Raw genomic sequence first — 12,520 nt, 5'->3', positions numbered from 1 at the left:
TGTTTAGATAGTCAGCATGTAAAGGCTTATTGATGTTTCCTTTTGTGTCGATATATGTAAAAACAAATTGTTCTGGATTACTGATGATGCCAAACTTTGCCAGTTCATATTTTTGTTGTTCTTTCTAAGAGGTAAGAAGCTGAAGTAAGTCATTAGAAATAGAGAATATGAAGCAAATATTTCCATAATAAAACGCATATTATCAGGTTTCTTTGAACTGCATCCCAAAAGTTAGATTTTTTCTGTCTAACTTTTGGGGTGCAGTTCAGTAAAAGCTTGATAGTATACGTTTTGCCCTAGAAATATTTACTGGCTGTTTTTCTCAAACTGACTTTTTAAGAAGTTGCCTTATCAACAATTTTAAAGAAATTTTTGGAGATATGTTAGACTGAAAGATATTGTCCTGATGATAATCTAAAAAATTATCATTTAACTTATCTTTGGAAAAACTGTAGAATGTCAAAAATTACTACAGACCTTGAATTTTACTTATCATTTCAATGATTTAGATTGCTTACATTTTGTTTTGATAAGTTTTACGGTAATCTCCAGGAGAAAGTCCAGTCCTTTGTTTAAAAATTTTAGTAAAGTAAGAATAATTATCATACCCTACTTGACAAGATACCTGTGATATTGAGATATTTGTTTGAGATAGGAGAGATTTAGCAGCATTAATGCGTTTATCCGTTATATATTTAACAAGAGTTTCTCCAGTTTCTTTTTTAAAAATTCTAGCTAAATGATCTGCGCTGAGATAAACCATATCTGCTAATATAGAACGATTTATATCTTCATAGTAGTGATGATCTATGTATTCGACGATGCGTTGAATACTATTTTTTTGGTTTTCAATGTTTGTTGCAAATTTCTTAGCATGTGACCAGTAATAATCAAAGTAATCCTGAAAAGATTCAATTGAATGAAAGCGTCGTTGGAATAAGAAATCATGAGTGCTGTTTTGGAATAATTTATGAGCTGAAATTCCATTTTGATCTAGATATATTCCTATTTGTTGAGTCCAATCTAGTAAAATTTGTTGTAGTGTGAAAGTAGGAATTTGAGAATTATAGGCAAGTGAATTAATTTTTTCTCTTAATTCGTATTCACTTAAGCTATCTAAAAAAGTAATTGAAAGAGTTTCTGTTTTAAAGGAAGTTGGAAAACTATGTGGAACACATGTAATAGTATTCCAATAAGAAACATATTGTTCATTATAAGTGTAGAGTTCTTTGGTATGAAATAAAATATCGGATATTTTATGGCAACTCTTATATATAATGTTTGAGTATTTACTAAAGTTATTAGAAATTTGAGAATGAATCTCATATGCCAATTTGTCACTACGTTTGGATGAGTCTACTCTAAAGAGACAAACATATTGATCAACCTGGCTTTCCATCTTGAATAGACTTATCAGCTTATAAGAAGGTTGTGAAATTTTTTGAAGTTCTCTTTTTAGTTGAGAAGTCCATGATGGAGTTTCTGCAGAATAATCTTCTTCATTAAGATTGATTGTTAAAACTGCAAGAAAAAAATACTGGTGTTTTTGAAGAATAAAATCTTGTTTGCTCGCTATATTTTCTAGCTCATCAATGCGAGAAATTTGAGGTTTTCTAAGGAAATCATACCAGAAATTGTCTTCTATTTGTAAAAGTGCATCATTTTTTCCGTTTAAGTTATGATTTTCAATTTTACTAATGGCTTTTTGAATAATAAATTCTAATTTTTCGAAGTTAATGGGTTTTAGATAGTATTCGAAGCTTTGTAATTCAATTGCTTTTTGAGCATAGTTGAAGTCGGCGTAATTGGTTAAAAAAATTGTTTTTATATCATATTTTTCATTTCTAATCCACGATAAGAGTTCGAGGCCACTGCCTTGAGGCATTTCTATATCGCTTATCATGAGATCAATAGGATGCTCTCTAATAATATTTTGAGCTTGAGTGAGGCTATAGGCAACATAAACAATGTCAATGTGTAGTTTATCCCAATTTATTTTCTCTCGTAAAGCCTCAATGATAAAGCGATCGTCATCAACTAATAAGATATTCATTATAACCTCCGTCTATAATCTTGTATGGAATAAGTAAAAGAATTTTAGCCCCACCTTCTTCATTATTTTCAAATGCAATACTATAGTCATTAGGATAGAGAAGATTTAAACGTTCGATGGTGTTTGTGATCCCAATATGATGTCCATCTTCTGTTATTAGAGACTGTTTCTGATTTAGTTTTGATAAAATTTCTTCAGAGAAACCTGGACCATTATCCTCGATACAAATCTGAATATAATCTGAGTTCTCAGTTTTTACTTTTTTTATTGATAGTAAAATTGTAAATAAATCCTGAAATGAAAAACCGTGTTTGATTGTGTTTTCAATAAACGTTTGTAACAGTAACGATGGAACAAGAGTATTTTGTAAATCAGAATTGTAGTCTAGTGAAAAGTAGATGCTATTTCCATATCGAATTCGTTGTATTTCTAAATAATCTTTAATATGCTGAACTTCATCTTTAAGTTCTGAAAAATCTTGATTAGCCATAAATAAATGACGGAGATAATTTGAAGTTAGGATAGTTAACTCTTCAATTTCTTTATAGTTTTTTGTTTGAAGCATACTATGAATCATTGATAACATATTTAAGTAGAAATGCGGACGAATTTGGTTCTTAAGATAATTAAGCTCAATCTTCTTAAGTTCTAGTTGTGAATGGTATTCCCGTATTTTTAATTCTTGCATATCAAATATTACTTTATTAAGTTTATCATTTGCCTTATCAATTTCTAGTATACCTTCAGATATAAAAAATTCAGAAGGGGGGATGGAGTCCCCAAGTTGAGAGAGTCGTTCAGTGAGTCTTGTTATTGGTTTAATCATCCATTGACGAATATACAGGATAATGATGATTGATAAAATGGTGATAATGATAGGAACAGCTGATAAAAATACTTCTAAGAGTGTGATATTTCTAAAGACTTCGGCATAATCGACTAAAACATAAATATCGAAAGGTAAATGCGTTTTTTCATTTTGAGCATGAATCAGGTAGTCTTCGGAGGGTATATTGTTAGGCTCTTTTAGGGAAAGTTTACCATTATTTCCAATATTGAGTTTTCTTAGAGGTTTTAGGATATCTTCTGAAGATATGACGGCATAAATGATTTTTCCTTCGTAATGAACAGATTTAACTAAGTATTCGCTATTTTTAGTAGTTACATTTTTCCATTTACGGTCACTTATATCACTACGCAATGATTTTAGATTTGATTTTAACAGTAGATAATCTTCATATGGAATATAAAGATTGGAGACATTTATAAAATGATCAGTACTATCGGTTTCTAATAAGAATGTCATATGAGTTTCATTTTGATATTCAAACTCTGTAAAGCTAGTTTGAACTTTTTTGAGATTTTCTTGATAGTCAAGAAACGTTTGTACATGATTTAATTTCTCTAAAGATTCATTATGCGTTATTGTTGAGTACATAAAGCGTTCTACAGAATGCAATTTCTCATTAACAGAATCAGCATAAATTTCAATTGAACTACGTAGGTGTACTATATTCTGGTTTTTAATAAAATTTCTGGTTATGTTACTCATAGCAATATTGATTAAAATATTTATCAATAGTAGTACAAGTAGGAGTTTAAAGAAAAAATGAATGGAATGTTTTTTTGATAAGTCGTGATTTAATTTCATATACTATTCTCCTCTTAAAATTATAGCACTTTGAAAATACGATATCATGTAACAAAACAGATATGTTTTATCAAGATGTCGGAAAAGTAATAGTTTTTAAAATTAAAAAACTGAAAAATTGATAAACCTAGTCCAAAAAGTTCTATTAAGGGAATTCTATATGGTGTAAAATAATCGTAGAAAATCAGATGGGAGGAAAAACATGAAAGTAGCATCTCAACTTCATAAAATAAAATTAAAGCATAGTATTCCATTATATATATTACTTTTTCCTTCAATATTGCTATTAATTTTATTTTCCTATATTCCCATGTTGGGACTAATTATTGCATTTAAAGACTATTCACCAGCCAATGGTATCTTTGCTAGTCAGTGGGTAGGATTTAAGTACTTTACTCAATTTTTCTCATCATTCCAATTCGGGACAACTATGTTCAATACATTAAAAATTTCACTTTATAGTATTGTAGTAGGATTTCCCTTGCCTATTATACTAGCTATCATTAGTAATCAGTTAAGAGTTGGGAAATTTAGAAAAATATTTCAAGTGACAACCTACTTACCCCATTTTATCTCTACAATGGTTATGTGTGGGATGATCATCTTATTTTTATCTCCTACTAGTGGTTTGTTAGCGAATGTATTTAAGTCTGTTGGAATCACTATTCCAGATTTTTTATCAAAACCTAGTCATTTTGCAGGTGTTTATGTTTGGAGTGATATATGGCAACATATTGGTTGGGATAGTATTATTTATCTGGCGGCGCTTTCTGCAATTGATCCTACATATTATGAGGCTGCAACTATGGATGGTGCCTCTAGGTTACAAAAAATTCGGCATATAGAATTACCATTGCTTTTGCCGACTGCTATGATTTTATTAATATTAAGAGCAGGTAGTTTATTAAGTGTAGGTTTTGAGAAAGTGTTACTACTGCAGAATCCACTTAATTTAGCAGGAAGTGAGATAATTTCGACCTATGTTTATAAAGTTGGTATGGTGAACTTTCAGTATAGTTATTCGACAGCTATAGGGTTATTTAACACCGTAGTCAATCTAATAATTTTGTTATCTGTTAACTGGTTCTCGAAAAGATATACTAGAACGGGTCTTTTTTAAAGGAAGGAGTGCTCAAGGTGAAATGGTTTCATAAATCAAGAAAAACAAACTCTGAATTATTATTTGATATAGTTACCTATGGTTTAGCAATTTTCCTTATCCTGTTAATTGTTTATCCGTTATGGTTTGTAGTGATTGCATCTTTTAGTAATCCTTCAGATGTTGCAAACGGGAAGGTATGGTTTATTCCAAGAGAATGGAAATTAGATGGATATTTACGTCTTATTCAACAACCTTTATTTTTGCGTAGCTATCTAAATACAATTTTATATACTGTTGTTGGTACCTTGGTTGCTTTAGTAGTCAATATTCCAGCTGGTTATGCTTTATCTAGAAAAGAATTAGTTGGTAGAAAGTGGATGAGTATTCTATACATAATCCCTATGTTCGTATCAGGTGGCTTGATTCCTACCTACTTAACAGTAAAGAATGTAGGCTTGATTGATACATTTTGGGTAATGGTAATACCTTTTGCAGTTTCATCATACAATATTATTGTTGCTAGAACTTTCTTTAATAATAGTATTCCAGACGGGATGTGGGAGGCTGCGCAAATTGATGGATGTGGTACAATTCGTTATTTTATTAAAATAGTTGTTCCGTTATCAAAAGCTATTATAGCAGTTATTGGACTTTGGACTGCAGTTGGTATTTGGAATTCGTGGTTTAATGCTTTAATTTATTTAACGAATGAAAATTTACAGCCATTGCAATTAATTTTACGACGTTTACTAATTAGTAATCAAATGTTACAATCGCAAGCAACAGGAGAAGTTGCATCAGATCTTCGTATCAAAGCTGATATGATGAAATATGCAGCAATTGTTATTTCAACTGCTCCGATTATGTTGTTGTATCCCTTTGTTCAAAAATATTTTAATCAAGGCGTAATGATTGGCGCCTTGAAAGAATAGGAGAAAATCATGAAAAATAAATCATTTACATATTTGTTCTTAGGAACAGTTACACTTGCTGGCTTAACAGCCTGTGCAAATTCCAATAATGCGAATAAGGACGATAAGTCTGGAGAAGATTCTTATAAAATCACAACTGTTCGTTGGTCTGACTGGGGAGAAGATTATCATAAAGGTTTTCTAACAGATTCTGCCAAGGAAGCAGGTATTGATGTTAAATGGGATACACTTGTAGCCGCAGATTGGGCAGATAAGAAATCTGTTTTGGTTGCTAGCGGAGATTTACCAGATGCATTTTTGGGTTCAAATGCATTTACAGATTCAGAAATTGCTCAGAACCAATCTTTGTTTATTCCATTGGAAGATTTAATCAAGGAAAACATGCCTAATTTAACTAAGGCTATGGAGAAAGAACCTAAGATTAAAGCTATGATTACTTCACCAGATGGTCATATCTACAGTCTACCTAAAAAATTACCGATGCGTCCTACTGTAGCTAATCAGCTATTTATTAATAAAAAGTGGCTGGATAATTTAGGATTAAAGGTTCCAGAAACTTATGATGATTTAGTAAAAGTACTACAAGAATTTAAGGATAAAGATGCGAACGGAAATGGAGACGCTTCTGATGAAATTCCATTCGGAGCAGGAAACTTTGATCCAACATTCTCATATATTCTTCCGTTCAATAATCGTTTAGGGGCAGATAATACGTATGAAATGTCTGTAAAAGATGGGAAACCAGTCTACCTTCGTACAGAGGAAAGTTATAAACAAGGGATTGCAGCAATGCACGAATCTTATAAAAAAGGTTTGATTGATCCGGAAATCTTTACAGAAGATACCTCTATGAGTGCTGCGAAACGTATGGATAAGGGAGTATCTAGAGTAGGTGTTTCTAGTGGTTGGACAGCAGATGCAACGTTTGGATTACATTCAAGTGAGTATATTGCTCTACCTGCTTTAAAAGGTATGGATGGTAAACAATATGTCTTTTCTGATCCAGATCATTACAATTATGGTCGAAATGAAATTTTGATTACAAATAAGAGCAAAAACCCTGCTAAATTATTGAAATGGTTGGATAAATTATATACAGATGAAGCAAGTATTCAGAATTTCTATGGATCATTTGGAATAGCTACTGAAAAGAATGGTGATAAGTTTAAAGTGTTACCTCCTAAAGATGGTAAATCAGCTGATGAATGGGCATGGATTAATTCACTTCGAGATTTTGGTCCTAAATATGTAAGCGATGATATCAATAGTCGCGTAGAAATCGATCAAACACAAGGTGATGGATTGAAATTGAAGATGGACCAAGGTTTGAAACAATTTGCGTTACCAGCGTACCCTAATGTGATTTATTCACAAGAAGAGCTTAACAAATTATCATCAATCTATGTTAGCATTGAATCCTATGTCAAACAACAAGCATCTAAATGGGTAGTTGAAGGTGGCATAGAAAAAGAATGGGACTCATACAAAGAAACTCTCAAGAATATGGGGTTGGACGAATTTATGAAGATTCAACAGGAAGCATATAATCGTTACCAAAAAGAAGTCAAAGAGTAATACTTTATATGAACTCTTGGTTGTATAAACAAGGGACTAGCTAATTACAGGAAGCGAGACTGATAACATCCAATTATCTCGCTTCCTTTATTCTAATTTTTAAAGAAATTTGGAAATGTTTTTTAAATAATTTAGGTAATATTTTTGTGCAACTGACATTCTAAAATATAGAGTTAAGACGATTGATTTTATGGAGAATATATTATGCAAAAATTATTTTCATTAGATGGAAAAGTGGTTAGAATTTTAACTTTTTTGACAGATTTAATTATTTTAAATACTCTATTTATTGTTAGTTGTATTCCAATAGTTACAATTGGGGCATCACTAACTTCTCTTACGACAATGTGGTATCGTATTTTAAAAGGTAAAGATACCGATATTACTTATCATTATTTTCGGATCTTTAGACGAAATTTTAAACAGTCAACTTTTATTTGGTTGTTTATCCTCCTAATAGAATTACTTTTATATGTGAACTATTGTCTTTGGGGCTATTCAAGTTTATTTTCAGAGTATAGTTTATTGTTAGTGTTGCCCTTTTTATTTGTTATAATACTTTTGATGAGTGTTATTTTTCCCTATATTGGTCTATTTAAAGATAATCTAAAAAATAGTATTGTAAATAGCGTATTAATTTGTATTTTAAATCCAATACAAGCTATCATGTTGGTTTTATTTAATATTTCTGTACTGTATATGAGTTTTAGTAGTCCAGAACGAGTTTTAACAGCTATTTACGTATTTACATTTGGGGGATTTGCTTTTTGCGGATTGATGAATGTAACGATAACAAATAAAATGTTTGATAAGGTAAAGAAATTTACTAAAAGGAGGAAAACAAATTGAAAATTTTTAAGGGAGAGTTTTATCGAATCTCTGTATTAACAGACAAGTTAGTAAGGTTAGAATACTCTCAAACTGGAAGTTTTGAGGATAGAACTACACAACTTATCTATAATAGAGATTTTGGCCAAGTTTCGTTAGATTATATCGAGACATCAAACGTACTAGATATTATGACGGACTATTTTCATCTGCACTTTAATAAAGGAGAATTTAACGCCGAAAATTTATTTATAGAATTAAAAGGAAATTTTGCCGTATATGGTAGTCGCTGGTATTTTGGTGAGTCTATTGAAACGTTAAAAGGAACAGCTCGGACTCTGGATAAGGCAGATGGAGCAATCTCGTTAGAAGATGGAATTATTAGCCGAAATGGTATAGCCTTATTGGATGATTCTCAAGGATTTATTTGGGATGAACAGTCTGGTTATATTGAGAGAGAAAATCAAATTGACCTCTATTTCTTTGCCTATGGGCATGATTATAGAGGAGCAATCAGAGACTTTTACCAATTGACTGGCTCAACACCCTTGCTGCCAAGATATGCTTTAGGCAATTGGTGGAGTAGGTATTGGCCTTATACGTCGGATGAATACTTGGATTTAATAGACAGATTTGAAACAGAGAACATTCCCTTATCTATCGGTGTGTTAGATATGGATTGGCATATAACTGACATTCCAGCTCGTTTTGGAAGTGGGTGGACAGGATATAGTTGGAATAAAAACTTAATACCAAATCCAGAACAGTTATTGCAACAACTTCATGATAGAAAGTTAAAACTCTCCTTAAATGTCCATCCTGCTGATGGTATACGGGCTTATGAAGAAGCTTATCCTCGAGTCGCCAAACGATTGGGGTTAAATGTAGAACTAGAAGAACCTGCTATTTTTGATTTTTTTAATCCCTCTTTTAGAGAATCCTACTTTGAAGATGTTCATTATAAGCTAGAAAAGCAGGGAGTAGATTTTTGGTGGATTGACTGGCAACAAGGGACTCAAGGTATGTTGGATCCACTGTGGCTTTTAAACCATTATCACTATCAGGATAGTTGTAAAAATGCAGAAGGTGGCTTAATTTTATCAAGGTATGCAGGTCCTGGTAGTCACCGCTACCCTGTTGGTTTTTCAGGGGACACTATTATTAGTTGGAATTCCTTAAGATTTCAACCTTATTTTACAGCGACAGCATCAAATATCGGTTATAGTTGGTGGAGCCATGATATCGGTGGGCACATGCTGGGGGATTATGACGAAGAGCTACAAACTAGATGGCTACAGTTTGGTGTTTTTAGTCCGATCACTCGATTACATAGTTCTAGAAGTCCCTTCAATAGTAAAGAACCTTGGTTTTTTTCAGAAACAACATCTAAGATTATGAAGAAATACCTTCGTTTGAGACATCAGATGATTCCATATCTATATACCATGAATGTAAAGACACATGAGGAAGGTGCCCCATTAATCAGCCCAATGTATTATTTCTACCCAGAGAATGATGAGAGTTATAATGTTCCAAATCAATACTTTTTTGGAACAGAACTGATGGTGGCTCCCATTGTAGAAAAGATGGACTTGGCATTCCAATCTGCAAAAGTGGATGTATGGTTCCCTGAAGGTGAATGGTATGACTTTTTTTCAGAGAAAAAATATACAGGTGGTGTGAAGTTGAGTGTTTATAGAGACATTTCGACTATACCTGTGTTTGCAAAAAGTGGTGCGATCATTCCCTTGGTTGGTTCTGAGATAGATATGGGTGTTGATTTACCTGAAGTTGTAGATTGGTATGTATTCCCAGGCAAACAACATTCTTTTGAAATGATTGAAGATCAAAATGGTCAAAGATATAAAACAAGATTATCAATCGACTGGGAAATGGGAATGCTAGAGCTAACATTACAAGGAGATTCTAGTATCGTTCCAAGTAATAGAAGGCATAGAATTCATTTTAAAGGAACGAATGTGTCTATAATTGAATTACCAAATAAGAATGATACAGCTAGATTTGAATGTAAAGATAATAAAACATTATCTTTAAATGATGAAGTTTTTAGACTACTAAAGACTGCTTCTCTTCCATATGAATTAAAAGATAGATTGTTAAATCAATTCATCAATGCCAAAAATTCTCATGAGTTAATGAATATCTTGCATCATCAGGATAAGGAATTGAGAGGGCGTTTGTTGGAAATGATATTTACTAGCGAAAACTAATTGAGACATTTCGTACACAATTTCTATTATTTAATTGCTAATTATTTATTTTTTAATGTGTAATAGTTCTACATCCCTATGCTTATTGACTTGTATTGCACTAGATACAAGCTTGGTATAGGGGTGTTTTTGTTCACTGAAGAGGAGAGGATAAGATAAGTAAGTTTCAAGTTTTGAAATATTTTTAAACTAAACAAGAGCAAATTTTTAAAGGAGATTTCTCAAAGTAACTTCCACTTGCCTGATCGAAGTGGAAGTTAGTCTGAAATGGAGTTTTATGATGGAATTAAGTATGAGACGTGTGATTTTTTCAGAAATTTTCTAAAACAAACAGGATTTGTTTGACATTTATTTGAAAATTCTGTAAAATGAATTATTATATCGTTAAAGGAGAATATATATGGAAAAACAGAAAACATTTTTTGGACATCCTATGGGCTTGTCCACCCTCTTCTTTACAGAAATGTGGGAACGCTTTTCTTACTATGGAATGCGAGCTATCCTACTTTACTATATGTACTATAGTGTGCAAGATGGTGGATTGGGAATGGATAAGACCACAGCTGCATCGGTTATGGCGATTTATGGCTCGCTGGTATTTTTGTCCTCGGTTATCGGTGGTTTTGTCAGTGACCGTATTTTAGGAAGTCGTAAGACTGTCTTTTACGGTGGGATTCTGATTATGCTAGGGCATATTGCTTTGGCAACACCTTTTGGACAAGTGGCTCTCTATCTTTCTATTGCTTTGATTATCTTTGGTACTGGATTTTTAAAACCCAATATCTCAGATATGGTGGGGGGAATTTATGAGAAAGAGGATGATAGACGGGATGCAGGTTTTAGTATCTTTGTCTTTGGTATTAACTTAGGTGCCTTCGTTGCCCCTTATCTAGTGGGTTATCTAGGTCAGGAAGTCAATTTCCATCTAGGTTTCTCATTAGCTGCTATTGGGATGTTCTTTGGTCTAGTGAAGTATGTTTTGGATGGGAAGAAATATCTGCCTGAATCAAGTCTTTACCCCACTGATCCACTTTCACAGAAGGACCAGCAGACCTTGATTAAACGCTTGCTGATTACACTTGTCATGGTTATTCTTGTGGTTATAGGTTTAGTCTTTACTCACCAGTTTAACGTGGATATGATTGTTAATATCTTTACAGTGATTGCGGTAATCATTCCAATCTACTATTTCTTCAAAATTTTATCTAGTCATAAAATAAGTGCCACTGAGAGATCTCGAGTGTTTGCCTACATTCCTTTATTTATCGCTGGAGTACTCTTCTGGTCTATTGAGGAGCAGGGCTCTGTTGTTCTCGCTCTATTTGCGGATGATCAAACTCGACTTTACTTTAATGTATTTGGAAATCAGATTCATTTCCCATCTAGCTTTTTCCAAAGTATCAATCCACTTTTCATTATGATTTATGTGCCGATTTTTGCATGGTTGTGGGGGAAAATGGGTAAAAAGCAACCGTCCTCTTCTAAGAAATTTGCTTACGGTTTATTTGCGGCAGGTTTATCTTTCTTGTGGATGATGTTACCAGGGATGCTCTTTGGGACAGATGTTAAGGTCAGTCCTTTCTGGTTGATTATGAGTTGGGCTATTGTGATTGTGGGGGAAATGCTGATTTCGCCTATTGGTTTATCAGTCACTACTAAGCTAGCACCAAAATCCTTCCAAGCACAAATGATGTCTATCTGGTTCTTGAGTAACGCTGCTGCCCAAGCTATCAATGCTCAAATTGTAAAATTTTATACAAGCGAAACTGAAGTCGCTTACTATGGAATTGTTGGAGGAATTACGATTGTATTCAGTATTATCTTATTCTTCTACGTTCCACGTATTGAAAAACTAATGTCTGGTATCAAATAGAGAAAAATTGGAATTTCTGTAGGGATTCTAAAAGTTAGATCAATTATTTATTCAAAGGATTTAGTTCTGTATGGTACAGGGCTAGGTCCTTTTAGTTTGATGAAAATTCACGATGTTTCTGATATTCCTAGTAGACATTTGTACACTTTTCTATTTAATACTGAATGAAAATCAAAGAGCAAACTAGGAAACTAGCCGCAGGTTGCTCAAAGCACTGTTTTGAGGTTGTAGATAAGACTGACGAAGTCAGCTCAAAACACTGTTTTGAGGTTGTA

8 protein-coding genes and 1 pseudogene are annotated in these 12,520 nt (G+C 32.8%); 6 read left to right on the top strand and 3 right to left on the bottom strand.

The features are described 5' to 3' along the window. The 3 genes and pseudogenes from ADH54_RS10910 to ADH54_RS00315 all read right to left on the bottom strand — a co-directional run. Window positions 1-184 (bottom strand): annotated as a pseudogene (locus ADH54_RS10910) (site-specific integrase); the annotation flags it as partial. Window positions 185-514: 330 nt separating this feature from the next. After that, complete coding sequence (locus tag ADH54_RS00320; RefSeq protein ID WP_049523338.1) at window positions 515-2,053, bottom strand: response regulator transcription factor; 1,539 nt, start codon at window positions 2,051-2,053, stop codon at window positions 515-517. Further along, window positions 2,034-3,704 carry a sensor histidine kinase gene (locus tag ADH54_RS00315; protein WP_049523336.1) on the bottom strand — a complete coding sequence of 557 codons (1,671 nt, stop codon included), beginning with the start codon at window positions 3,702-3,704 and terminating at the stop codon, window positions 2,034-2,036. Before ADH54_RS00315 ends, ADH54_RS00320 begins: the two co-directional genes overlap by 20 nt. A 202-nt stretch (window positions 3,705-3,906) precedes the next feature. On the opposite strand from ADH54_RS00315, the gene ADH54_RS00310 reads away from it, so the two are divergent. From ADH54_RS00310 to ADH54_RS00285, 6 genes are all read left to right on the top strand, one after another. Next, a complete protein-coding gene (locus tag ADH54_RS00310) occupies window positions 3,907-4,824 on the top strand; it encodes an ABC transporter permease (RefSeq protein WP_049523333.1) in 918 nt (305 codons plus the stop codon). A 17-nt stretch (window positions 4,825-4,841) separates the two neighbouring features. Next, window positions 4,842-5,738: a carbohydrate ABC transporter permease gene (locus ADH54_RS00305; RefSeq protein ID WP_000870790.1), complete on the top strand. Its 897-nt coding sequence runs from the start codon at window positions 4,842-4,844 to the stop codon at window positions 5,736-5,738. Window positions 5,739-5,747: 9 nt separating this feature from the next. Continuing rightward, on the top strand, window positions 5,748-7,313 hold the full coding sequence (locus tag ADH54_RS00300) for an extracellular solute-binding protein (RefSeq protein WP_049523331.1): 1,566 nt from the start codon (window positions 5,748-5,750) through the stop codon (window positions 7,311-7,313). Window positions 7,314-7,517: 204 nt separating this feature from the next. Then, window positions 7,518-8,162 carry a DUF624 domain-containing protein gene (locus ADH54_RS00295; RefSeq protein ID WP_049523328.1) on the top strand — a complete coding sequence of 215 codons (645 nt, stop codon included), beginning with the start codon at window positions 7,518-7,520 and terminating at the stop codon, window positions 8,160-8,162. Next, window positions 8,159-10,372: a glycoside hydrolase family 31 protein gene (locus ADH54_RS00290; protein WP_049523326.1), complete on the top strand. Its 2,214-nt coding sequence runs from the start codon at window positions 8,159-8,161 to the stop codon at window positions 10,370-10,372. The genes ADH54_RS00295 and ADH54_RS00290 overlap by 4 nt, the downstream gene beginning before the upstream one ends. Before the next feature lie 400 nt (window positions 10,373-10,772). After that, a complete protein-coding gene (locus ADH54_RS00285; protein ID WP_049523324.1) occupies window positions 10,773-12,245 on the top strand; it encodes a peptide MFS transporter in 1,473 nt (490 codons plus the stop codon). Window positions 12,246-12,520: the final 275 nt, after the last annotated feature.

It is taken from the genome of Streptococcus pseudopneumoniae (assembly GCF_001072315.1).
Lineage (GTDB): Bacteria > Bacillota > Bacilli > Lactobacillales > Streptococcaceae > Streptococcus > Streptococcus pseudopneumoniae_R.
The sequence above is the reverse complement of the archived record's forward strand: the minus strand, read 5'-3'. Positions and strand labels throughout refer to the sequence as shown.